This window comes from Rhodococcus sp. P4_B6, from assembly GCF_056402215.1.
Window position 1 is genome coordinate 18,414 of record NZ_JBFUHV010000047.1, and the last position, 20,579, is coordinate 38,992.

The following is a 20,579-nucleotide window of genomic DNA, read 5'->3' on the forward strand; positions in this document are numbered from 1 at the left end:
CGGCGTACGAGCGCGGGCACGCACCAGATGCGGTCGCATCACTGATGCTGCGCGAGCACTCGCCCCCACTGTTCGGCCCGCGCCGCTTCGTTGTCCTCGAGATGCGACTCCTTGTCGACAAGGAAACTCTCCGACTCCGCAACGAGATCGAACCCCAAGTGGCGAAGCTTCTTTCCGATACCTTTCGATGCCCTCCCGGTCAACAAGGCGGGTGCATCCGCACGGGTGTCGAACGCGACTGCCCTGCCATGTGAGGGCGGAAGCGACGAGAGCCATTCTCGAAGACCCTCACTGGTGGCATCGGGCTCGAGCGTCACCGTACTGTCAGGCTTGTGAGCGGTCTCTTCCGCACCGCGGCGCGTCGACTCCCGGCTCATCCCGTGTACGTGCGTCGGGCCGCCGACGATCAACAGGTCGTACGCGGACAGGTCCTCCTCACGTGCCTGCGACACCGGAACAGTTTTCACCGCACCGGTCGTGGCCACTCCACGCGCGATCGCTTCGGCGACGTGACGGGTGTTTCCGAACATCGACTCATAGACGACGAGTGTGCTCATGATCTATTCCTCCTGTAACGAGTGCCCCGTCGGGGCGAGTGGATCGACCACAGGTGCAGTCCTCCGAAGGATTCATCCACGACCGTTTCATCCGCTGTAGCCGCCCCGTGGGGGCGCAAAGATTTGTGACAGTTGGGATTTCGTGTACAGTATCAGATGATAGAGGACAGTCACGACGCGCGTTGATCGTAATCGGCGTCGAACATGACGCGCACCCACCAGTTGGCCAACGGGCTCGGATCGGGCCACCTCACGACGTCCGGTTCGGGCACCGGAACGCATTGCTGCCTGCCTCCGGCATTCGACTGCGGGATTCGCCGGGCCGCAGGCAGTCGGCGTTCTCTGGGTGCTGGCTTCATGTCGACTCCATCCGGGGTGATATTCCTTCTGCCATCGAACCCGCCCGGCCCGGCCCCCGACTAGGGCCGACCGTCACTTTTGGGCCGCCACCGCCCGTCTTCTCCCGGCCGCTTGGGTCTGGACAGGTGCCGAAAGCCTCTTGCCCGCCGCAGCACCCGCCACCGACAATCGAAACCGCTACGCACCAATCGGCCATATGGGTTGTGGCGGACAGAGATCGGAATGCATGCAGAACCGGGGGATTGGCTGGTGGTCAAGGGCACGATCGTCGACACGCCGGACGACGTCGGGCAGATTGTCGAGGTCCGTCAGGCCGACGGCGGGACGCCGTATCGCGTCAGGTGGCTGCGCAACGACCATGAGGCGCTCCTCTTTCCGGGACCCGACGCCCATGTGGTGACGGCCGCCGACAAGCTGAAGGCGGACAGTCACGAGCAGAGCCGCATCGCCGAACTTCAGCAGGCGATCGCCCGACAGCCCCAAGCCCGCTGAGCCTGACACGTGTGCCCAGGAGATGGAGTAGACCATGAGCACTCTCGCGAACCGGCAAGCCATCGTCGTCGGTATCGACGGCTCGGAACGCGCGTTGCGGGCCGCGGTGTGGGCTGCGGCGGTAGCCCAGCGGAAAAACGCGCCTCTGCATCTGGCGCACTCGCTGCCAACCCCCGGATATCACTTCAGCGAGGCGGCACTGCTGTTCCAGGACGAATTCGCTGCGGAGGTAGAACGATCCGCGGACGAGATCCTCGATGGGGTCGCGCACCGAGTGCGGCAGGCCTTCCCGAATATCCGGTTGTCGCGCAGCACCCATCCGGGGCCCGCGGGACAGGCCCTTGTCGCAATGAGCGAACATGCGGAGTTGGTGGTGGCCGGCGCCACCGGTGCCGGCACAATGAAGTCGCTCGTCACCGGCTCGACTGTCATGCGAGTGGTCAACCACGCGCATTGCCCTGTCACGGTCTTCCGGTCGCAGAGCCGATCCCCGGAGCCGGACCACAGCCCCGTCATCGTCGGTGTCGACGGCAGTGAACTCAGCGCCCTGGCCATCGAGTCCGCGGTCGAGTTCGCGACATTGTTCGAGGTCCCGATCCTGGCAGTGCACGCGTGGGGCGCCGGTGACATCGTGGGTCGGCGGGCCGCGGGCGAGAAGGTGAATTGGAAAATCGTGGCGGAGGAACAGGCCGTCCTGGTGGCGGAGAGTCTGGCCGGGTGGCGAGAGAAGTACCCCGACCTCCAGCTGACGACCATCATCGAGGAGCAGAATCCCGCGGAACTTCTCCTCGAATATGCCGCCGATGCCCAACTCGTCGTCGTCGGAAGTCACGGCCATAATCGGTTCGCCGGCTCTCTGATGGGATCGACCAGTCAGAACCTTCTGCATCACGTGATGTGCCCGGTGATGATCTGCCGCACCGACGTCTGAGCGGAGTGCGCTGCCGTATCCCCCATGGGTGCACACACGCGGAGCTTTACAGACGTCGATGTCGTTCCGGCCTACAGGCGGCACGCGCCGGTTCATGCCGCCGACCCAGCATCGGGAACGCGTTAGTCGATGACCCCTCCCGGATCCGGACGCGTACAGAATTCGCAGAGGGCCGAACGGCCGTTCAGCGACGGCGGAGGTCTGCAGGGCGACCAGGGCAGGAGCCGAAAGACTCTGTGCCTGTCGTCGACGGAGCGAGACACTGGAGGCACGGGAGCCGCCGCCCTGCCGATCGAGCCGAAGCGGCCGCCACCGAGGAGTAGGAGGCCTCGCCGTGATGTACGACTACGAACCCGGCTGGGGTTGGGGTTATGCACTGATGTTCGTTGGGATGGCACTGTTCTGGGGATTGCTCGTACTCGGCATCGGCGTACTCGTCCACTACGTCGGCCACACCGCGTCGATGCCGCCGGCACATTCACCATCCGCCCTGCACGGAGCCGAAAAGCTTCTGGCGGAACGCTTCGCACGAGGAGAAATCGACGAGACGGAGTACCGGGAACGCCTCACCACGTTGCGGACACACGGACCGCCATGACCTTGGGCCGCGACGTCGTCGGGGATTGCCGCGTGGAAGGAGGTGACCGCGATGGATGCGATGCAGATGATGCACCAGTTCATGATGTGGCTGCACAGCATGGGCATACTGCCGCCCATGAACATGATGCCGATGTGACATGCGGACCGCGAGTAGATCGGGGAGTCACAACGAATTGACGCCCCGGAGGACGACCATCGGCACGGCGGCGATCATCAGGCCGACGCCTACCAATGTCGTCCGGGCGGCGCAGAGACGACGACCCACGGCCACCGGAGTCTCGGTACCTCGGAATGGATCTGGTACATGGTTGCTCTTTCCCCGGTGGGTACATTCGGACGCCCCTCAGCGTCCGTCGCCGGCGGCAGGCGGGAAAAGAGCATTTCGGCACTGGAGCAGTCACAAACTCCCCGAGATACTGGAGCGTGCAGCGAGGACCGAGGCGAGAAGTGCCCGACCGCATGTGTTTTCCCTCCGAGGCCTGCGGCCGCGGGCAGCGAGGTGATCAGGATGAGAGCGGTACGACACCGATACATGACACAGACGGACTACATGTCGTGGCGGATGGAGCAGGACCCGATCCTGCGCTCGACGATCGTCGCCGTGGCCCTCCTCGATCGGAGCCCCGACTGGTCGCGGTTCATCGACATGATGAGTCGCGGGACTCAACACATTCCGATCTTCCGGCGCAAGGTCGTCACCGACCCGATGAGTCCGGCCCCGCCTCGATGGGTGAACGACCCCGACTTCGACCTCAGCTGGCATCTGCGTCGGTTCACGGTGCCGGCCCCGGGAGGCTGGGCCGCCGTCCTCGACTTCGCCCGGACCGTGGGCATGACAGCCTTCGACAAGGACCGCCCACTGTGGGAATTCACGGTGCTCAGCGGCCTCGACTCGGGGCGGGCCGCCCTCGTCATGAAGGTGCACCATTCCCTGACCGACGGTGTCGGCGGCATGCAAATCGCTCGGGAAATGGTCGATTTCACCCGTGAGGGCACCACCCGTGCAGAGCCCGCCGCGACGGCGCAGCCTCAGGAGGCCGAGTCCTGTCCGCTGACCGGTGGTCTTGCCTGGTACCGGGATACCGCAACCAAGTTTGCGCGACGGGCGTCGACAGCAGTGGCCCGGCACGGCGCGGAGCTGGCACGGCACCCGGGTGAGACGTTGCGCAACACCGCCACCGTCCTGGGATCGATTACGCGCCTCACGCGCCCGGTGGTCACCACTCTCTCCCCGGTGATGACCAAGCGCAGCACTCGACGGCGCTTCGCCGTGCTGGACGTCCCAGTGGAAGCTCTGGGCCGGGCCGCCAGCCTCGGCGGGGGCTCGATCAACGATGCTTTTCTGGCGTCGGTGCTGCGGGGAATGGCACGGTATCACCGTCTCCACGGCGTCGACATCCACGAGCTGCGCCTGACGCTCCCCATCAGTCTCCGGACCGCGGAGGATTCGCTGGGAGGCAATCGCATCACGCTCGCCCGGTTCGGGTTACCCACCGACATCGGTGACCCCGCCGAGCTGATCCGTACCGTCCACGCCACCGTCGACGTCTGGCGCAACGAACCCGCGGTGGCACTGTCGCCCACCATTGCCGGTGCCCTGAATCTGCTTCCGGCATCGACCTTGGGCAACATGCTCAAACATGTCGACTTCGTCGCCTCGAACGTGGTGGGATCGCCGGTGCCACTGTTCATCGCCGGATCGGAAGTCCTCCGGTACTACGCGTTCAGCCCCACCCTGGGATCGGCGTTCAACGTGACGCTGATGTCCTACACGTCGCAATGCTGCGTCGGGATCGACGCCGACACCGACGCCGTTCCCGATCTCGATGCTCTGACCGCATGCCTCGCAGACGGATTCCGGGAAGTGCTCGCACTGTGCCCGGACGCGCAGGACGTCGCGGCGACTCACGTCTGGACGAACTGAACGTCGGCAACGCCGGGCACGGTCTCGGCGAGGGCCTCGACGACCCCGCGTTCCGGGTCGTCGCCGCGTAGCCCCGCGATCGCGACTTCGCCTTCCGTCACCGTGACCGTCCAGCGCGGTGATCCCGCATACACGTCGAGGCGGTGCTGCACTTCGTGCGCGATGTGTGTGTCGTCCATCGTCAGAAGTCCGAGAAGGTCGCGCCGCGTGACGATTCCGATGACGTCGCGGTCGTGGACGATCGGAATGCCACGCAGGCCCGAACGCAGCATCGCGGAAGCGAGACTACTGACGTCGGTGTCCGGAGTCATCGCGATCACCGGACTGGTCATCGTTTCTGCGATATCCGAGCCAGGCCGGGGCAAGGTTCGGAATTTCTCGCGGAGAAGGTCGCCTTCGGAGACGATCCCGACCAGATGGTGCGCCTCGTCGACCACGGGCAGGACTGTATACCCGGATTCTTCGACGATCCGGAGGCATTCGTCGATCGGCGTCGACGCAGTGACGGTGGTGACCGGGCTGCTCATGATGTGCCGCGCATGCATGGCGGGCTCCTTCCCTCGAAATCCAGCCTCACCGTCGGACATGTTCGAAGAAAGGGCCATTGGGCCTCTCCTGGCCTTCACCCACCCCGACGCGCCCCGACCGAGGGGTCGGGAGGCCGGGGCCCGGACAGGGGCCGAAGTGCTCTGGTAGCGGCCCCCGCGCCTGCGAGATGGTGGGTGGACGGAGGAGGCACGTTCGATGGTCAAGCACTGGTTGGTCATGGAGGCCGAGGACGACGGCGACCGGGCGCCGTATCGCAGCCGGGTGGCGGGCGCGGGCCGGCATCTGCCGTCGACGCGGCTCACCACCGACGATTTGATGGCGACGACACGTCACACGACACACATCGACCTGGAACGGTTGACTGGCATCCGCGAGCGCCGGGTCTCGGTGGGCGACGAGGATTCCTACACCCTTGCCACCGCCGCAGCCCAGGACGCGCTCCGCCGGTCCGGGCATACCGCGGCGTCGATCGATGTCGTGATCAGTTGCAGTATCACGAAATTCCGGGGAGGACTGACCCAGTGGCTCGAACCGACGATGAGTGGTGCAGTCGCCCACGCCATCGGTGCCGTCACCGCGATGACCTTCGACCTCGCCAATGCCTGCGCCGGAATGCTCACCGGGGTGACGGTCGCGAACAACTGGATTCGGCAGGGTGTCATCGAACGTGCCCTGATCGTCAGTGGCGAGTACATCTCCCAGCTCGGACAGAATGCCGCGCAGCACATACACAACATCATGAGCAAGGAGCTGGCGTCGTTGACGCTCGGCGACGCGGGTGCCGCGCTCGTTCTGGAACGGGCCCCGGCCGGAGCGGGAGGGATTCGGCTCGCCGGGTTCACGACAGTGGCCGACTACAGCCGACTGTGCACCGCGTATCCGAAGGGCGACGATCCCGGCGCACGCATGTTCACCGATTCGCGAGCCATCCAGAAGGCAGCGATCGCCGACACCCCGTTGTTGCTGCACGAGGTCCTCGAGACCGTCGGCCTGGCGGTTCACGACATCGACCACGTGATCACGCACCAGACCTCCGCACGTGCGATCCGGAAAGGGATGGCCAAGTTGACCGAGTCCTTCGGCGACGCACCCCGCCATGATGCAGTCATCACGGTGGACCGGTACGGGAACACCGCCTCGACAACCCATACCGTGGCGTTGGTCGAGGAGCTCGAGGCCGGTCGTATCCGGCCAGGGGAGACCGTTGCCTTGATCTCGTTGGCATCCGGCCTGGAAATCGGCATCGTCCTGGTACAAGTAGACGAACAATTGGTGGCCGGCTATGGGCACGATCATTGAACGGGTAGACGTCGCGCACGGGGGATGGCGCTCCCGGCACAGCGCGCTCCGCCTTGCGGTGAACGCCGCGACAACTTGCCTCGAACGAGCCGGCCGAAGCCCGGACGATCTCGACCTCCTCGTCAACGCGGGCATCTATCGGGACCGCAATCTCGGCGAACCGGCCCTCGCCGCGATGATTCAGGAAGACATCGGCGCGCATCCGGAGGACCCACACACCGACGCCCACGGAACGTTCTCGTTCGACGTCGCAAACGGCACCTGTGGAGTCCTGACCGGACTGCAGATCGTGGACGGCTTCCTCCGCTCGCGCACCATTCATTACGCGCTCGTCGTCGCCAGCGACGCCGACCCAGGCCACGGGATGAGCGAGGACTTCCCCTTCTCCGCTGCGGGCGGGGCCGTGCTGTGCAGTTGGACGGACAGCCGATACGGCCTGGGCCGTGTCCATTGGGCGAACGCCGACGACGATCTCGGCGGTGCGTTCCGCGCGACCGTCGGGCACCTCGACGACCGGAACGTGCTGCGCGTCGATCGATCCGAATGGATGGATGYGCGCTACGCGGCAGCGGCGGCCTCCGCCGTCACCGCGTGCCTGAACAACGCATCCCTGCAACTGGGGGATGTCGACCGCATCGTGGCGGCACCGGCTCGACCGCAGTTCCGTGCCGAACTCGCGCAGCGACTGGGGCTACGCGAATCGCGCATCACGATCGCCGCGGATCACCGCATGCACACCGCTGCCCTGGTGGCCGGACTGGACGGCGGCAGCCACCACGTGCCGGCGGGAACACGGACGTTGATCGTCGCCGCGGGTGCCGGGGTGACCGCAGGTGCCGCACTCTACGAGGAACCCCCGGCACCCGGGACACCCACCCCGAGCTAGCTCAACGCACCCGCGAGATGACCCGGGAGGTCTCCCGATCAGCTGTGTTCGGGTGCGGGGCCGGCGAGGCGGCGGATCGTCAGCAGCATCTTCCGGCTCATGACGAAGCTGACGGGCTCCATGAGAGTGGGACCGAACGCGAGACGACTGGCGAGGCCGGGACCATAGCTGCCGCGCCCTCTCTCCACCAGCCGGGTCTGATGGTCGCCGACGGGGTCCAGGTAAAATGCCCAGATGGTCGCGTCGGCGGTCTGCGGGTCGTGTCCGTGCAGGACCAGTCCGGAGTTTGCCGAGACCATCGCAACGGTCAACGGGGGAGCCTTCGGGTGCAGCCACACCTCGTCGCCGACAGCCAGGATCTGGTAGTCGGGCAGTACCGTCTCGGTGTTGTGTACCCGACAGCCGATGAGGTTTTCGAGTCCGTCGTAGCTGTAGAATCCGCCCCGCCCCTGCCCGAGTTGGACAATCCAGGGCCACACCTGATCCGGCGGTGCGTCGATCGTGACGGCGTGGGTGTATCCCCAGCGCGCCGCTGGGACCAGTTCGTCTCCGGGGAGCGTGGCCGCGGCCTCCGCGGCGGTGGCGCCCCAGGTGGTCCGCCACCGCCGCAGCGGTTTCGTGAAGGCCACGTGGAAGCCGATGAGGGCGGCGCCGGCGATGGCCTGCCCGATCCTGGCCGCGGCCCGGCGCAGCGCGAGAGCGTGCCCGGTCGGTGTCGTCGTCATAGCCTTCATCCTCGGTTCGGCGCCGGCACGGCACCAGGGTCTTCGGTCGCGGCGCGGGGCCGCCGTCACGGTGACTTTCGACCCTGTGCGGTCGCGGCAGGCGCGGTGTTGTCTGGAGCGAGACGGTGAGGAGATCCCATGAACGCCACCCATGCGGCGGTCGAGCACCGATGGGTACGACCGATCGATCAGGTCCGCTTGCCCGACGCTCCCTCCGTCGGAGGGAAAGCCGCAAATTTGGGCGAGCTGACCCACGCCCGTTTTCCCGTCCCGCCGGGGTTCGTCGTAACCAAGGACGCCTATCTGGACGCGATGGACGGGGCCGGGGTGCGGTCCACCCYCCGCAACCGGGCACTGCCCCCTGCCGGGGCGGATGAGGCCGCGCTCACGGACGCCGCGCAGGAGCTGCGCGGCGTCGTCCTCGGGGTGCCGGTGCCCGATTCCCTGCGCGCCGAGATCGCCGAGGCCTACCGCGAACTCGGCCCGACGGTACGTGTCGCGGTGCGCTCCTCCGCACCAGCTGAGGACGCCGCTGACACGTCATTCGCCGGTATCCACGACAGCTTTACCGATATCGCCGGGCTGGATGCTCTGGTCGAGGCAGTCCGCAAATGCTGGGCGTCGCTGTGGTCCGAGCGAGCGCTCAGCTACCGCAGCGTCCACAGTGTTTCGGAGGAGCCGGCGGCCGCGGTCGTCGTGCAGAGGATGGTCGATTCCGACCGCTCCGGAGTGGCGTTCACCGCCGACCCGCGAACCGGGGCACGTGATCATGTCATCGTCGAGGCCGCGACAGGACTCGGCGAAGTGGTGGTAGGCGGGCAGGTCGAGCCGGACACCTACACAGTCTCCAAGGACGGATTCCGCGTCCTCGATGTGCACATCGGAGCACAGGATTTCGCGATCACAGCCGACGCGGACGGAGAACACAGAACCGAGATCCCCGTCACCGAGCGCGGCATCCGGGTCCTCACCGACACCCAGGCGGAGCGCCTCGCCCTGCTGGCGGTCTCGGTGGAGGAGCATTACCAGGCGCCGCAGGACCTCGAGTTCGCATTCGCCGGCGACAAACTCTGGATAGTTCAGACCCGCCCCATCACGACGCTCGGTGACCGTCCGATCGCCGCTGCTGCACCACCGGCATCGGGAATCGCGTCCGCCGGCAGGGTGCTCACGCAGGGGCTCGGCGCGAGCCCCGGAACGGTATCGGGCCAGGTGCGTGTTCTCCGGTCGGTCGCCGATGCCCACCGACTTCAGGACGGCGACATCCTGGTTGCCCCGATGACACGACCCGACTGGCTGCCCGTATTACGACGCGCCGCGGCGATCGTCACCGACGGGGGCGGCATCACCTGCCACGCCGCGATCGTCGGCCGGGAACTGGGCCGACCCGTGGTCGTCGGAACCAGGGATGCCACCACCACACTCATCGACGGAACCGTCGTCACCGTCGACGGCGACGCGGGCACCATATCCGAAGGCGGCGTAGCGGTGACCGCGCACGCCGTCGATACCCCGCCCGGCATCTCGGCCCCTCCGCGCGGTGGCGGGCACGCCTGGACGGAACCGACAGCGACCGCGGTCTACGTCAATCTCGCAACACCCGACGCCGCCGAATCAGTCGCGGCAAGCGATGTCGATGGGGTCGGGCTCCTGCGCGCAGAGTTCATGATTATGGACGCGCTGCAAGGGACCCACCCGGCCACAGTGCTGGCCGAGGGCCGGCGGGACGACTACGTCGCGAAAATGGCCGCTGGTGTCGAACGTATCGCCGCGGCCTTCGCGCCCCGGCCGGTGATCTACCGCGCGATCGACCTGCGCACCAACGAATTCGCCAATCTCACGGGTGGCGACGTCGAACCCGCGGAGGACAATCCCATGATCGGCTACCGCGGATGCTTCCGGTACGTGCGTGAACCGGAATTGTTCGGGCTGGACCTCGACGTCGTTCACCGCGTACGGGCACGCCATCCGAACGTGCACCTGATGATCCCGTTCGTGCGGACCCGCTGGGAGCTCGAGAGCTGCCTTCGCCATCTCGATGCGCATCCGCTCGGCTCCGATCGCCGGATGCACCGGTGGATCATGGCGGAGGTCCCGTCGGTCGTCTACTGGATCCCCGAGTACGCGGCCCTCGGAATCGACGGAATCTCCATCGGAACCAACGACCTGACCCAACTCGTCCTCGGCGTCGACCGTGACTCCGAGATCTGCCGGGACCTGTTCGACACGATGGATCCGGCGGTGCTCGATGCCATCGACTCGATCATCGAACGGGCGACCCGCGCGGGGCTCACCGCGTCCTTGTGCGGTCAGGCCGTGTCGACGAACCCGGCCCTCGCCGAACACGTGGTCCGGAAGGGGATCACCTCGGTGTCGGTGGCACCGGATGCGGCGGCGGCCACCCGGCGCATGGTGTCCGCCGCCGAACGCCGGATCCTCCTCGATCGTGCACGGTCCGAACACCGTACCGAAGGCTGAACCGGGCGCCCAGCACACGCCGAGTCACCTGATTGCGGCGCGCCTAGTGCGACGAACTCGGTGACCGATATGACCCGTAGACCGTCTCCGCCATACCCTGAATCGACACCGCCGCATAGCTGGCGCACCGGTCACCTGTCGCGACCACCCACCGGGGCGTGGTCGGTGAGTTGTGCGTAGTAGCGGTCGATGTCGGCGCGGCAGCACAGTGCCGTGCCGGGGGTCCCGAGCATGGCCGCTCCCGCGGCAATTCCGAAACGCACCGAGTCCCGCAGTTCCCAGCCGCGTGCCAGCCCGAAGAGAGTGCCGGCGACCATGCTGTCGCCCGCTCCGACACCGCTGACCACGGGAACCTCCACGGAGGGGCAATGCTCCGCCTCCTTCGCCGTCACATGTACCGCGCCCGCCGCGCCGAGTGACAGCACCACAACCTCGCACACCCCAGACGCGATGAGATCTCTTGCAGCAGTGACTTGGTCGTCGATGGTCTGCAACTCGCGCCCCACGCACTCACGCAGCTCCCGAATGCTGGGTTTGAGGAGATATACGCCGCGACGGAGCGCCCGCAACGGCGGACCCGACGTGTCGAGAAACAGGCGCGCGCCCAGGTCGGACACGATGTCCGCCACGATCTGATAGAAATCCACCGGAACCCCCGGGGGGAGACTTCCGCTCGCCACCACGAACCGGGCATCCGCAGCGGTGGTGGACAGCAGATGGAGGCACGAATCGACCTCCCGGGGTGTCAGTCGCGGGCCGGGCAAGACGAACCGGTACTGCAATGTCGTCTGTTCCTCGTTGACGGTGAAGCTTTCCCGTGTCGATCCGCGGATCGTGACAGTGCGACTGGGCACGCCTTCGGTCGCCACGAGATCCTCGAGTTCCCGGCCGCTGTGTCCCCCGGACGGGAATACTGCTGTCGCCCGTTCGCCGAGCATATTCAGGACCCGGGCGACGTTGATACCGCCGCCCCCCGGGTCGCGCCGAGGGGCACCGCAGCGCATCTTGTCCGTGGGGATGACCCGCCCGGTGACCGTGGTGATGTCGAGAGCGGGGTTCATCGTCAGGGTCACGATGTCGTTCATGGTGGGCTCCCCGGTGGAAGCCGATCCGCGCGCAGGTACCGCGGCGCCAGACGGACATGTCCGCGTTCCTCGGACCGCGCGCCTGCCGCACCCTGCGTGTGGCGCAGACGGTCGTCGACGGCGAGGCAATCTACGATGCGCGCGTCGTCCGGAAGGCAGAAGATGCCATCCGCCAGGAGGACGCCGTGGCCGACCATTGCCACATACGCTGTGTGGGTTTCCCGGACCACCGTCGGGAAGATGTCGACCGAACGGTCCTCTGATTCCGACGAGGTCCACCCGTGCACGCCGACCCCGTTCATCCGCCCGCAACCGCAGGCGAAGGAACGTCATCCAGGTCGAGATCAAGGTGCATCTCGGCGCGATCGCGGTGCAACGCAGAGGACCAGCCCAGATCTCGAATCACTTTCAGCACCATGGCGTTCTGCGCCAGAATCTCAGCCCTCATACGCGTGACGCCGTGCTGTCGCGCGGCCGCGGTGAGGCGGGACAGCAGCAATGTCCCGATCCCGTGCATCCTGTATTCGTCGTCGACGACAAGAGCGAATTCGACCTCCGCGGGTGCGTCGCCGACATCGAGGGCCACATAGTTGGCAACACCCGCCAGCGTGCCGTCGACAAATGCGCCGAGCGCGTAATGGCTGGGATCGGCCACACAAATCGCCTCCGCCAGCGCGGCCAGGTGCGCGGGGTAGACGGTGAAGAACCGCATGTACGTGTCGTACTCGTTCAACCGTTCGTGCAACCGACGGACCGCCTCATGGTCGGCGGTGTCCAGCGGGCGGACCACCAGGCCCGCAGGCGACCGGGAAAACGTGCTCACCATCCGTACTCACCTGATCCGTCGATGCCGTCTCAGTAAATTCAACCCCGCAGAGGGCCCGAGGGGTCAGAGCCACAAGTCACCGACTACGGTCCTTCGCCTCTATCGATCCCGGCGTCGAGGCGGCGATGCTGAAGGAACCTCCACCACAGAGAGGAAATCGACACTCGATGGCCAGCACCGATACGCCCACCGAAAGCACCGATGCGGACCCAGCACACGCGGTTGTCGCGCGTCTTGCAGTGGAGTTCGACGACTCGATCTCCCGATCCACCATCTCCCGGGTCGTCGCGGCGAGCGTTCGAGACCTGGCCGGAGTTCCGGCGGCAGACATTCCGGAACTGTCCGAACGCGTCGCCCGTCAACGCCTCCTCGCCGCCCTGGAGCGGGCCGCCTCGTGGGATCGCGGGGGCCTTCTGCGAACGTCCGGCTGAACCGGCACAGTTCGCTGGGAAGCAGTGACATCATGCCCGCACACATCGAACATGTCGAACCGCGACGTGCCACCACTACCAGGAGGAGACAGCCATGAGCTCGCACGAGAAGAAATGGTCGGTGGACATTGTCATCGACGAACACGACTCGGAAGAAGGCGGATCCCGGACTCGGGCCGAGGCGCGCCTACGCACACAGGACACCACGTCGCTGGTCGGCGTCGGAATGGCCCGCCGCAATCCGCACGACACCGAAATCCCTGAGATCGGAGACGAGTTGGCCACCGCCCGCGCGCTCGCCGATCTCGCCCACCAACTGATCGAAACCACGGTCGCGGACCTCGAAGCGGCCACGCGCAAGACCGTTCACCTCGACGCGTAAGGCAGACCGTCGATCGGCATGCCGACGGCCCACAGAAGAGAGGTCCGCGTTCCGATTCGTCGGCGCGGACATCGACACCAGTTCGCTTGCCACGGAGAACCTGACCTTCTCCGAGTTCGCCAGGCGTGTCGGGTGTTTCACTAATGTTCTGCGGGAAAGGGACCGGGACCGGCGGCCACCCGGATCCGGCTCGGCGGCGCCCATGTCCTGGTGACCACGGCCCTGCTGTACCGGCGGCGGGTCGCGAAAGTCCGGGAGGGACGACGACGTCGAGATCTGGCGCACTACTATCTGGCCGACGACTCACCATTTTGTGAACAGTTCGACCTCGACTCGATGGACTGGCTGAACTTCCTCGTGCGGTTGCACACGAAATTCGGGATCGGCATCCCCGAGGCGGACCAGCGCCAACTCGTCACACTGCGGGACGCGACCGAAGACGTGTCCACACGGATGGAGGGGAGATGCGTGCTACCCGATATCGGGTTGCGCGGGTGACCCGATTTCCTGCGCCGCGCGGTTCGCGCGCCTGGCGACCGCCTCCTCGTCGGCCGCCGAGCGGAGCAGTCTGTGTGACAGGTCCGCCAACGCGCGCGCGACCGCCACCTTCTTGCTGATGGTCACCGCGGTGGAGTGGCGGGCGAACAGCCGTGCCCGCCCAGCGCCCTCGAGCGTCACACCATCGAGCCCCAACAGCCGCGCCCGCGCCGACACCGACATCTCGGAGCCGTCCGCCATGTGCTCGTCGAGACGGACATCCACCGACCATTGCTGCTCATTCACTGTGCGCTCCCTCGTCGCGTGCGTTCGATCATGTGTTCAGCGAACCTCGGTCCGCGAGCGCCGAGGTAGAGCACCCGGTCACTGGGCGCGGTGACCTTCGTCGTCGCGACCCGTGCCCGCTGCTCCTCGCCCGATCAGAGGATTACACCGGCGGCGTGCCGCGATCGTGAGTGCGGCCGCCCGGCTCCGACTATGCCGGAGGAAAGGCCGAACGGCCCTTATCACCGCCGGGTGTGCGCTGGCTCAATGGGAGATGAGTGGTCACGGCAATTCCGCCGGCGGAGGAGTCAGCGTATGGGCAGCGCACGTGTCCAGCGACCGGGTGAACGAATCCTCGACCGCACGGGCCTCGATCTTCTGATCGAGGTGCTTCGTGGCCACGGATATCGGGTGGTCGGCCCGACGGTTCGTGACAGCGCCATCGTTCTGGGAGAACTGGATTCGGGCGCCGATCTGCCGACGGGGTGGGGCGTGGAAACCGGCCCCGGCACGTACCGGCTGCACCGCCGCGACGACGACGCGGTGTTCGCGCACTCGTCGGGCCCGCAGTCGTGGAAACAATTCCTGCACCCGCCGCGGCGGCAACTGTGGTCCACCGAACCGGACGGCTGGTGGGAGGCACCCGTCGACGACGAGACACCGTATGCGTTCCTCGGAGTGCACGGTTGCGACTTGGCGGCGATCGCGATCCTGCGTCGTGTCCTGTGTCCGGACCCGGACGCGGACACACCCACCGCGCGCCGGTTCCGGAACCTGTTCGTCGTCGCAGCGCAGTGCACCGAACCCGGCGGGGTGTGCTTCTGCGCCTCCATGGGGACCGGCCCCGCAGCCGGTCCCGGGTTCGATCTGGCGCTCACCGAACTCCTCGACGACCGCGCCCACCGTTTCCTGGTCGACGTCGGCTCCGAAGCCGGCGCCGAGATCCTCGGCGACGTCGAATGCCGCGTTGCCGAACCCGGCGACGTCGACGCCGCACGCACCGCGGTCGCCACCGCCACCGAGCGTATGGGCCGGCGCATGCCGGAGACGGACCTGCGAGGACTGTTGCAGCGTTCGCGGGACGCCGACGTCTGGGAGGACGTCGCCGACCGGTGCCTCACCTGCGGCAACTGCACCATGGTGTGCCCCACCTGCTTCTGCACCACCACCGAGGACATGACCGACCCGACCGGCGAGCACGCCGAGCGGTGGCAGCACTGGTCTTCCTGTTTCGAACTCGACTTCAGCCACCTGCACGGCGGCGATGTGCGTACCTCGGGGGAGAGCCGCTACCGACAGTGGATGTCCCACAAACTCGGCACCTGGTTCGACCAGTTCGGCAGCTCCGGCTGCGTGGGATGCGGACGGTGCATCGACTGGTGTCCCGTCGGCATCGACATCACCGAGGAGGCGGCGCGGCTGGCGCAACTCCTCCCGGTGTGGGGGCAGGACGACCAGTGAACGCCGGCGAACCGGTCCTTCCGGCCGCGCTCGCAGCGCTCGCCGAGAAACAGCGTGTCCGGCTCGCAGAATTCACGACGGCGACCCGATTCGCTCCCGGCGCCGTCGTCTTCCGGGAGAACGACCCGGCGACCCGCTGCTGGCTGCTGCAGACCGGCAGTGTGGTCCTGACGACGGTGGTGCCGGGGCACGGCACCGTCAGCCTCGAGACACTGCACGGCGGCGACATCCTGGGCTGGTCCTGGCTGGGCACGAATCCACGCTGGCAATTCACAGCGCACGCCGTGACCGCGACCGACGCCACCGAACTGGATGTGATCGCCCTGCAGGCGACAGCCGCCGACGATCCGGCCTTCACCTACGCGGTCACCCGGGCGCTGTCGGGGGTGCTCATCGCCCGCCTCCAGTCCACCCGGGCGCGGCTGCTCGACCTCTACGCCGGCCACCGTCAGGAGTGACACCCGTGCCACAGGACTGCATGCTTCCGCTCGGTTACCGCGTCGCCTCCCGCACGGTCGAAACGCACGACACCGTCACCCTGACGCTGCATCCGATCGGCGTCCTACCCGAAAATCAGTTCACGCCAGGTCAGTTCATGATGCTGTACGCACACGGTGTCGGGGAGGTGGCCATCTCGGTCAGCGGCGACCCGGCGCGGGACCGCGACACCTTGGTCCACACGATCCGGAATGTGGGCGCCGTGAGCCGGGCCCTCCACGACGCACCGGTCGGCACCGTGCTCGGTGTCCGCGGTCCCTTCGGACGCGGGTGGGACCTGCGCAGCGAGTCCGGCCGGGACCTCATCATCGTCGCCGGCGGCGTGGGACTGGCACCGCTTCGTCCGGTGATCCTCGCCGCCCTCGCCGCCCGCGACCGGTTCCGGCGGATCACCCTCGTCGTCGGCGCGCGGACTCCGTCGAACATCCTCTTCCGATCCGAGCTGTCCGCCTGGCAATCCCGCGACGACCTTGCCGTCGAGCTGATGATCGACCAACCGGTCTCCGGCTGGACGGGTGCGGTCGGATTCGTCACCGAAGCCTTACACCGGGTGCCGGTCGATCCGGCCCGGACCACCGCGTTGCTGTGCGGACCCGAACCGATGATGCGGTTCTGCGCCCGGGCCCTGACCGATCGGGATGTGCGCCCCGGCGACATCCAGGTGTCCCTCGAACGGAACATGCAGTGCGGTGCCGGAGTCTGCGGTCACTGCCAGCTCGGTGAGCTTCTGCTGTGCCGGGACGGCCCGGTCGTCGACTACACCGTCGCCGAACCCCTCCTACGAACACCGGAGCTGTGATGAGTGCACCCCCGAAGACCACTCCGACGCTCGCTGTCTGGAAGTTCGCCTCGTGCGACGGCTGCCAGCTCACGCTCCTCGACTGCGAAGACGAACTACTGGCACTGTCCGAGGCCGTGTCGATCGCGCACTTCCTCGAGCTGTCCGACACCGTCACGGGCGGACCGTACGACGTCTCGCTCGTCGAGGGATCGGTCACCACGGCCGCCGACCGTGACCGCATCCGCGCGATCCGCGAGCAGTCGCGGTTCCTCGTCACAATCGGGGCCTGCGCCACCGCCGGCGGAATTCAGGCGTTGCGCAACTTCGCCGACATCGATGAGTTCCTGGCGGTCGTCTACGCCAGCCCCGACTACATCGACACCCTCGCGACCTCGACCCCGATCTCGGCGCACGTTCCGGTCGACTTCGAACTGCGCGGCTGCCCAATCGACCGACGCCAGCTCCTGGAAGTGATCACGGCGTACCTGGCGGGGCGGCGGCCGAACATCCCGAACACCAGCGTGTGCACCGAATGCAAACGTCGCGGCCTGACCTGCGTGATGGTCGCGGACGGCACCCCCTGCCTCGGTCCGGTGACCCATTCCGGCTGCGGTGCACTGTGTCCGGCGGTCTCGCGAGGGTGCTACGGATGTTTCGGCCCGACGACCGACCCGAATCTCGCGTCGATGACGGGATGGCTGCGCACCTGCGGAATGACCGATTCCGCCATTGCCCGTGTCTTCGCGACTTTCAACGTCGCGGCGTACGGTACCGGCAACGGCGGACGTCCGGAATGACATCCGCCCGTAGGGAGCTGATCGTCCGCGCCCTCGCCCGTGTCGAAGGGGAAGGCCGACTCGACGTGACCATCCGCGACGGCCGCGCGGACCGGGTGGCCCTCGCGATCTACGAGCCACCCCGGTTCTTCGAGTCGTTCCTGCGTGGGCGGCACTATCTGGAACCACCGGACATCACCTCCCGGATCTGCGGCATCTGCCCGGTCGCCTATCAGGTGAGCGCCTGCAATGCGCTCGAACAAGCCTGTGCGCTCAAGATCGACGATGCCGTTCTCGATCTGCGGCGCCTGCTCTACTGCGGGGAGTGGATCGCGAGCCACGTGCTGCACATCTACTTCCTGCACGCCCCCGACTTCCTGGGTCTGCCGGACTCGATCGCACTCGCCCGCACCGATCGCGCCGCAATCGAGCGGGGACTCGCCCTGAAGAAGGCGGGCAACGCCATCCTCGACACCATCGGCGGCCGTCCCATCCATCCGGTGAACGTCCGCGTCGGCGGCTTCCATCGCGCACCGACCCGCACCGAACTGGCTCCGCTCGCCGAACAACTCGGCGCCGCGCTCGAGTACGCGGTGGCCACGGTTGACTGGGTGTCGTCGTTCACCTACCCCGACATCGAACTCGACCACGATCTCCTCGCACTCCGGCACGAATCCCGATACGCCATCGAAGACGGCGAGATCGTCTCGTCCACCGGACTGCGTTGCCCGGCCGAGGAATTTCCCCGGCACGTCGTCGAACACCAGGTGCCGCACTCCACCGCTCTGCACGCCGAACTCGACGGTCGGCGTTATCTCACGGGCCCGCTCGCCCGGTACTCCCTCAATTCGTCCCAGTTGACGGGGCAGGCCGCATCGAGTGCCACCGCAGCGGGACTCGACGTGCAATGCCGCAATCCGTATCGCAGCATCGTCGTCCGCGCCGTCGAAGTCGTGTACGCGGTCGAGGAAGCCCTGCGGATCATCGACCGCTACCAGCGGCCTGCGCCATCTTTCGCCGCCGCCGCACCGAAATACGCCGTCGGACACGGCGTCAGCGAAGCGCCGCGAGGACTGCTGTATCACCGCTACGAACTCGATACCGACGGCCTCCTCACGGCGGCTATCATCATCCCGCCCACCTCACAGAACCAGGCGGCCATCGAACACGACCTCCGCACCGCCGTGAACGCACATCTCACGCTTGCCGACGACGACCTGACCGCGGTGTGTGAGCGGATCATCCGCAACTACGATCCGTGCATCTCATGCGCCACTCATTTCCTCACCCTCACAATCGACCGCCGATGACCGCCGTTGTGCTCGGGCTGGGCAACGACTACCGCCGCGACGACGGCCTCGGACCCGCCGTCGCACGTGAAGTCGCTGCCCGCGTGGCAGCGGACATTCGGGTGTCGACCTCGGACGGTGACCCCACCCGCATACTGGACGCCTGGGCCGGAGCGGACCTGGCCGTCCTGGTCGATGCCGTCGTGTCCGAGCCACCACGACCCGGAACCGTTCATCGATTCGACCCGACCGCCGTTGCCGAGCTGCCAACCCCGAACACCAGCACACACGGTGTCGGACTGGCCACGGCACTCGAACTGGGGCGCGTGCTCGACCGACTGCCCCGCCGGTGGGTGCTCTACGCTGTCGAGGTGGTCGACCTCGGATACGGCCGCGGGCTCTCACCCGTGGCCGCGGGAGCAGTCGAACCGGTGGTACGGGCGGTGCTGTCCGAACTCGCGAGCACTACCGGACAACAATCAGTGGGCAGGTCACCGAATGCGCCAGCGCCCGACTGGTCGAACCCAGCAGCATGCTCGTGAACCCGCCCCGCCCACGGCTGCCGACCACGATCAGCTGTGCATGCTCGGCCTGCTCCCGCAGATTCCGAGCCGGCTGATCCATGACCACCAGCGGTCGCACCGTCACATCCGGGAACTCCTCGGCACGGCCGGCCACGCTTTCGGACAGCAGTGCACGCTCGCGGCTCTCGACCTGCGACCAGTCGACATCGCTGGGGAACGGCGCGTACAGATCGATATCCGACCACGCGTGCACCGCCACCAGATCGACGCCGCGCAGCGCCGCCTCCTCGAACGCCATCGTGATCGCGGATTCGCTGTGCTCGGAGCCGTCGACACCGACGACGACCGGACCGGAAATGGCGTTGACCTCGGTGTGCGGGAGGCCGCGTACGACGGCGACCGGTGCGTGCGCGTGGGCCACGACCGCGGCACTGACCGACCCCAGGACCGCACGTTCGAAGAACCCGTGCCGATGCGCGCCGACCACGACCATCCGCGCGGACTTCGACCGCTCGATCAACTCGCCCGAGGGCACCCCGGTGCAGAACGCGGTGTCGACGTCGAGGGTATGCCCCGCCGCGGCCTGGGCGACCACCTCTTCCGCCTGCGCGAGTCGCTGCTTGGTGGCGAGTTCCTCTTCCTCGAAGAGGCTGACGGGAACCCCGATCGGCACACCATAGGTACCGGGCACGAACATGGTGGTGACCAACGTCAATGGAGCGCTGCGCAACGCAGCTTCCCGCGCAGCCCACGACACAGCCTGCAGGGACGACTGCGACCCGTCTAACCCGACGACAATCGGATGCTGCGCGGTCATGATGGTCTCCTCGAATTCGCGTGAATGATCCCGTCAACACCATCGTCACCGCCGCCGCAACCGGCGCCGTAGGGGAGAAGGTCCTCACCTTCGCGGCACTGGTCGAAGGTCAGGGCAGCGGCGCGGACCAGTGAGTCGATGACCGA

General features: G+C 67.0%; 25 protein-coding genes. 17 read left to right on the forward strand and 8 right to left on the reverse strand.

Annotated elements, in window-relative coordinates; translation table 11 throughout:
- Nucleotides 1-38 precede the first annotated feature (38 nt).
- Both AC1DWT_RS22320 and AC1DWT_RS22325 read right to left on the reverse strand, forming a co-directional pair.
- The gene (locus AC1DWT_RS22320; protein WP_072946250.1) at nucleotides 39-557 is read right to left on the reverse strand and encodes a flavodoxin family protein; all 519 of its coding nucleotides are present in this window, start codon (nucleotides 555-557) and stop codon (nucleotides 39-41) included.
- 170 nt (nucleotides 558-727) lie between these two features.
- On the reverse strand, nucleotides 728-916 hold the full coding sequence (locus AC1DWT_RS22325) for a hypothetical protein (RefSeq protein WP_143548933.1): 189 nt from the start codon (nucleotides 914-916) through the stop codon (nucleotides 728-730).
- A 223-nt stretch (nucleotides 917-1,139) separates the two neighbouring features.
- Here AC1DWT_RS22325 and AC1DWT_RS22330 point away from each other — a divergent pair, with 223 nt between their 5' ends.
- The 4 genes from AC1DWT_RS22330 (at nucleotide 1,140) to AC1DWT_RS22345 (ending at nucleotide 4,864) form a co-directional block, all read left to right on the forward strand.
- Nucleotides 1,140-1,409: a DUF1918 domain-containing protein gene (locus AC1DWT_RS22330; protein WP_206012294.1), complete on the forward strand. Its 270-nt coding sequence runs from the start codon at nucleotides 1,140-1,142 to the stop codon at nucleotides 1,407-1,409.
- 34 nt (nucleotides 1,410-1,443) lie between these two features.
- Nucleotides 1,444-2,340, forward strand: coding sequence for a universal stress protein (locus AC1DWT_RS22335; protein WP_206012293.1), 897 nt, complete (start codon nucleotides 1,444-1,446; stop codon nucleotides 2,338-2,340).
- 337 nt (nucleotides 2,341-2,677) lie between these two features.
- Nucleotides 2,678-2,938, forward strand: a complete 261-nt coding sequence (locus tag AC1DWT_RS22340; RefSeq protein WP_206015887.1) for an SHOCT domain-containing protein — start codon at nucleotides 2,678-2,680, stop codon at nucleotides 2,936-2,938.
- Nucleotides 2,939-3,472: 534 nt separating this feature from the next.
- Nucleotides 3,473-4,864, forward strand: a complete 1,392-nt coding sequence (locus AC1DWT_RS22345) for a wax ester/triacylglycerol synthase domain-containing protein (protein ID WP_206012292.1) — start codon at nucleotides 3,473-3,475, stop codon at nucleotides 4,862-4,864.
- Here AC1DWT_RS22345 and AC1DWT_RS22350 read toward each other — a convergent pair.
- Nucleotides 4,846-5,409 carry a CBS domain-containing protein gene (locus tag AC1DWT_RS22350; RefSeq protein WP_072946254.1) on the reverse strand — a complete coding sequence of 188 codons (564 nt, stop codon included), beginning with the start codon at nucleotides 5,407-5,409 and terminating at the stop codon, nucleotides 4,846-4,848. The genes AC1DWT_RS22345 and AC1DWT_RS22350 overlap by 19 nt on opposite strands.
- A gap of 199 nt (nucleotides 5,410-5,608) precedes the next feature.
- Between AC1DWT_RS22350 and AC1DWT_RS22355 the strand changes: the two genes are divergently transcribed.
- Entirely contained in the window at nucleotides 5,609-6,712 is a 1,104-nt protein-coding gene (locus AC1DWT_RS22355) for a 3-oxoacyl-ACP synthase III family protein (protein ID WP_095864171.1), read from the forward strand.
- A complete protein-coding gene (locus AC1DWT_RS22360; protein ID WP_477922242.1) occupies nucleotides 6,696-7,598 on the forward strand; it encodes a 3-oxoacyl-ACP synthase in 903 nt (300 codons plus the stop codon). Before AC1DWT_RS22355 ends, AC1DWT_RS22360 begins: the two co-directional genes overlap by 17 nt.
- Nucleotides 7,599-7,636: 38 nt before the next feature.
- Here AC1DWT_RS22360 and AC1DWT_RS22365 read toward each other — a convergent pair whose 3' ends face one another.
- Nucleotides 7,637-8,323, reverse strand: a complete 687-nt coding sequence (locus AC1DWT_RS22365; protein WP_241031209.1) for a hypothetical protein — start codon at nucleotides 8,321-8,323, stop codon at nucleotides 7,637-7,639.
- Between the two features lie 138 nt (nucleotides 8,324-8,461).
- On the opposite strand from AC1DWT_RS22365, the gene ppsA reads away from it, so the two are divergent.
- On the forward strand, nucleotides 8,462-10,801 hold the full coding sequence (gene ppsA / locus AC1DWT_RS22370) for a phosphoenolpyruvate synthase (protein ID WP_477922244.1): 2,340 nt from the start codon (nucleotides 8,462-8,464) through the stop codon (nucleotides 10,799-10,801).
- Nucleotides 10,802-10,932: 131 nt separating this feature from the next.
- Here ppsA and AC1DWT_RS22375 read toward each other — a convergent pair whose 3' ends face one another.
- Nucleotides 10,933-11,886 (reverse strand): 1-phosphofructokinase family hexose kinase, encoded by a 954-nt coding sequence (locus AC1DWT_RS22375; protein WP_477922246.1) that lies wholly within the window; start codon nucleotides 11,884-11,886, stop codon nucleotides 10,933-10,935.
- A 56-nt stretch (nucleotides 11,887-11,942) separates the two neighbouring features.
- Here AC1DWT_RS22375 and AC1DWT_RS22380 point away from each other — a divergent pair, with 56 nt between their 5' ends.
- Entirely contained in the window at nucleotides 11,943-12,149 is a 207-nt protein-coding gene (locus AC1DWT_RS22380) for a hypothetical protein (protein ID WP_072946260.1), read from the forward strand.
- Nucleotides 12,150-12,184: 35 nt separating this feature from the next.
- Here AC1DWT_RS22380 and AC1DWT_RS22385 read toward each other — a convergent pair whose 3' ends face one another.
- A complete protein-coding gene (locus AC1DWT_RS22385) occupies nucleotides 12,185-12,676 on the reverse strand; it encodes a GNAT family N-acetyltransferase (RefSeq protein WP_241031208.1) in 492 nt (163 codons plus the stop codon).
- 203 nt (nucleotides 12,677-12,879) lie between these two features.
- Here AC1DWT_RS22385 and AC1DWT_RS22390 point away from each other — a divergent pair, with 203 nt between their 5' ends.
- From AC1DWT_RS22390 to AC1DWT_RS22400, 3 genes are all read left to right on the forward strand, one after another.
- The gene (locus AC1DWT_RS22390) at nucleotides 12,880-13,143 is read left to right on the forward strand and encodes a three-helix bundle dimerization domain-containing protein (RefSeq protein ID WP_072946262.1); all 264 of its coding nucleotides are present in this window, start codon (nucleotides 12,880-12,882) and stop codon (nucleotides 13,141-13,143) included.
- A gap of 94 nt (nucleotides 13,144-13,237) precedes the next feature.
- Nucleotides 13,238-13,525 (forward strand): DUF1876 domain-containing protein, encoded by a 288-nt coding sequence (locus AC1DWT_RS22395; RefSeq protein ID WP_072946263.1) that lies wholly within the window; start codon nucleotides 13,238-13,240, stop codon nucleotides 13,523-13,525.
- A 210-nt stretch (nucleotides 13,526-13,735) separates the two neighbouring features.
- Complete coding sequence (locus AC1DWT_RS22400; RefSeq protein ID WP_072946264.1) at nucleotides 13,736-14,023, forward strand: acyl carrier protein; 288 nt, start codon at nucleotides 13,736-13,738, stop codon at nucleotides 14,021-14,023.
- Here AC1DWT_RS22400 and AC1DWT_RS22405 read toward each other — a convergent pair.
- Nucleotides 13,997-14,308 (reverse strand): dsRBD fold-containing protein, encoded by a 312-nt coding sequence (locus AC1DWT_RS22405; RefSeq protein WP_095864176.1) that lies wholly within the window; start codon nucleotides 14,306-14,308, stop codon nucleotides 13,997-13,999. The two genes, AC1DWT_RS22400 and AC1DWT_RS22405, sit on opposite strands and share 27 nt — an antisense overlap.
- Before the next feature lie 294 nt (nucleotides 14,309-14,602).
- Here AC1DWT_RS22405 and AC1DWT_RS22410 point away from each other — a divergent pair, with 294 nt between their 5' ends.
- The 6 genes from AC1DWT_RS22410 to AC1DWT_RS22435 are packed head-to-tail and all read left to right on the forward strand — an operon-like array spanning nucleotide 14,603 to nucleotide 19,634.
- Nucleotides 14,603-15,748 (forward strand): 4Fe-4S dicluster domain-containing protein, encoded by a 1,146-nt coding sequence (locus AC1DWT_RS22410; RefSeq protein WP_206012290.1) that lies wholly within the window; start codon nucleotides 14,603-14,605, stop codon nucleotides 15,746-15,748.
- Nucleotides 15,745-16,206, forward strand: a complete 462-nt coding sequence (locus AC1DWT_RS22415; protein ID WP_241031207.1) for a cyclic nucleotide-binding domain-containing protein — start codon at nucleotides 15,745-15,747, stop codon at nucleotides 16,204-16,206. Before AC1DWT_RS22410 ends, AC1DWT_RS22415 begins: the two co-directional genes overlap by 4 nt.
- Nucleotides 16,203-17,045, forward strand: a complete 843-nt coding sequence (locus tag AC1DWT_RS22420) for an FAD/NAD(P)-binding protein (protein ID WP_206012289.1) — start codon at nucleotides 16,203-16,205, stop codon at nucleotides 17,043-17,045. Before AC1DWT_RS22415 ends, AC1DWT_RS22420 begins: the two co-directional genes overlap by 4 nt.
- Entirely contained in the window at nucleotides 17,045-17,824 is a 780-nt protein-coding gene (locus AC1DWT_RS22425; RefSeq protein ID WP_072946268.1) for an NADH-quinone oxidoreductase subunit B family protein, read from the forward strand. The genes AC1DWT_RS22420 and AC1DWT_RS22425 overlap by 1 nt, the downstream gene beginning before the upstream one ends.
- Nucleotides 17,821-19,113 carry a Ni/Fe hydrogenase subunit alpha gene (locus AC1DWT_RS22430; protein ID WP_072946269.1) on the forward strand — a complete coding sequence of 431 codons (1,293 nt, stop codon included), beginning with the start codon at nucleotides 17,821-17,823 and terminating at the stop codon, nucleotides 19,111-19,113. Before AC1DWT_RS22425 ends, AC1DWT_RS22430 begins: the two co-directional genes overlap by 4 nt.
- On the forward strand, nucleotides 19,110-19,634 hold the full coding sequence (locus tag AC1DWT_RS22435) for a hydrogenase maturation protease (protein WP_095864181.1): 525 nt from the start codon (nucleotides 19,110-19,112) through the stop codon (nucleotides 19,632-19,634). The genes AC1DWT_RS22430 and AC1DWT_RS22435 overlap by 4 nt, the downstream gene beginning before the upstream one ends.
- Here the strand turns inward: AC1DWT_RS22435 and AC1DWT_RS22440 are convergent.
- Nucleotides 19,558-20,433 (reverse strand): universal stress protein, encoded by an 876-nt coding sequence (locus tag AC1DWT_RS22440; RefSeq protein ID WP_095864182.1) that lies wholly within the window; start codon nucleotides 20,431-20,433, stop codon nucleotides 19,558-19,560. The two genes, AC1DWT_RS22435 and AC1DWT_RS22440, sit on opposite strands and share 77 nt — an antisense overlap.
- Between the last annotated feature and the right edge of the window lie 146 nt (nucleotides 20,434-20,579).

Excerpts from the sequence above, each read along its gene's own strand:
- AC1DWT_RS22380 (WP_072946260.1), top strand. The coding sequence starts at position 11,943 with ATGTCCGCGTTCCTCGGACCGCGCGCCTGCCGCACCCTGCGTGTGGCG.
- AC1DWT_RS22340 (WP_206015887.1), top strand. The coding sequence starts at position 2,678 with ATGTACGACTACGAACCCGGCTGGGGTTGGGGTTATGCACTGATGTTC.
- AC1DWT_RS22440 (WP_095864182.1), bottom strand. The coding sequence starts at position 20,433 with ATGACCGCGCAGCATCCGATTGTCGTCGGGTTAGACGGGTCGCAGTCG.
- AC1DWT_RS22355 (WP_095864171.1), top strand. The coding sequence starts at position 5,609 with ATGGTCAAGCACTGGTTGGTCATGGAGGCCGAGGACGACGGCGACCGG.
- AC1DWT_RS22435 (WP_095864181.1), top strand. The coding sequence starts at position 19,110 with ATGACCGCCGTTGTGCTCGGGCTGGGCAACGACTACCGCCGCGACGAC.
- AC1DWT_RS22325 (WP_143548933.1), bottom strand. The coding sequence starts at position 916 with ATGAAGCCAGCACCCAGAGAACGCCGACTGCCTGCGGCCCGGCGAATC.
- AC1DWT_RS22365 (WP_241031209.1), bottom strand. The coding sequence starts at position 8,323 with ATGACGACGACACCGACCGGGCACGCTCTCGCGCTGCGCCGGGCCGCG.
- AC1DWT_RS22410 (WP_206012290.1), top strand. The coding sequence starts at position 14,603 with ATGGGCAGCGCACGTGTCCAGCGACCGGGTGAACGAATCCTCGACCGC.
- AC1DWT_RS22320 (WP_072946250.1), bottom strand. The coding sequence starts at position 557 with ATGAGCACACTCGTCGTCTATGAGTCGATGTTCGGAAACACCCGTCAC.
- AC1DWT_RS22350 (WP_072946254.1), bottom strand. The coding sequence starts at position 5,409 with ATGCATGCGCGGCACATCATGAGCAGCCCGGTCACCACCGTCACTGCG.
- AC1DWT_RS22430 (WP_072946269.1), top strand. The coding sequence starts at position 17,821 with ATGACATCCGCCCGTAGGGAGCTGATCGTCCGCGCCCTCGCCCGTGTC.
- AC1DWT_RS22330 (WP_206012294.1), top strand. The coding sequence starts at position 1,140 with ATGCATGCAGAACCGGGGGATTGGCTGGTGGTCAAGGGCACGATCGTC.
- AC1DWT_RS22375 (WP_477922246.1), bottom strand. The coding sequence starts at position 11,886 with ATGAACGACATCGTGACCCTGACGATGAACCCCGCTCTCGACATCACC.
- AC1DWT_RS22390 (WP_072946262.1), top strand. The coding sequence starts at position 12,880 with ATGGCCAGCACCGATACGCCCACCGAAAGCACCGATGCGGACCCAGCA.
- AC1DWT_RS22335 (WP_206012293.1), top strand. The coding sequence starts at position 1,444 with ATGAGCACTCTCGCGAACCGGCAAGCCATCGTCGTCGGTATCGACGGC.
- AC1DWT_RS22345 (WP_206012292.1), top strand. The coding sequence starts at position 3,473 with ATGACACAGACGGACTACATGTCGTGGCGGATGGAGCAGGACCCGATC.
- AC1DWT_RS22395 (WP_072946263.1), top strand. The coding sequence starts at position 13,238 with ATGAGCTCGCACGAGAAGAAATGGTCGGTGGACATTGTCATCGACGAA.
- AC1DWT_RS22425 (WP_072946268.1), top strand. The coding sequence starts at position 17,045 with ATGAGTGCACCCCCGAAGACCACTCCGACGCTCGCTGTCTGGAAGTTC.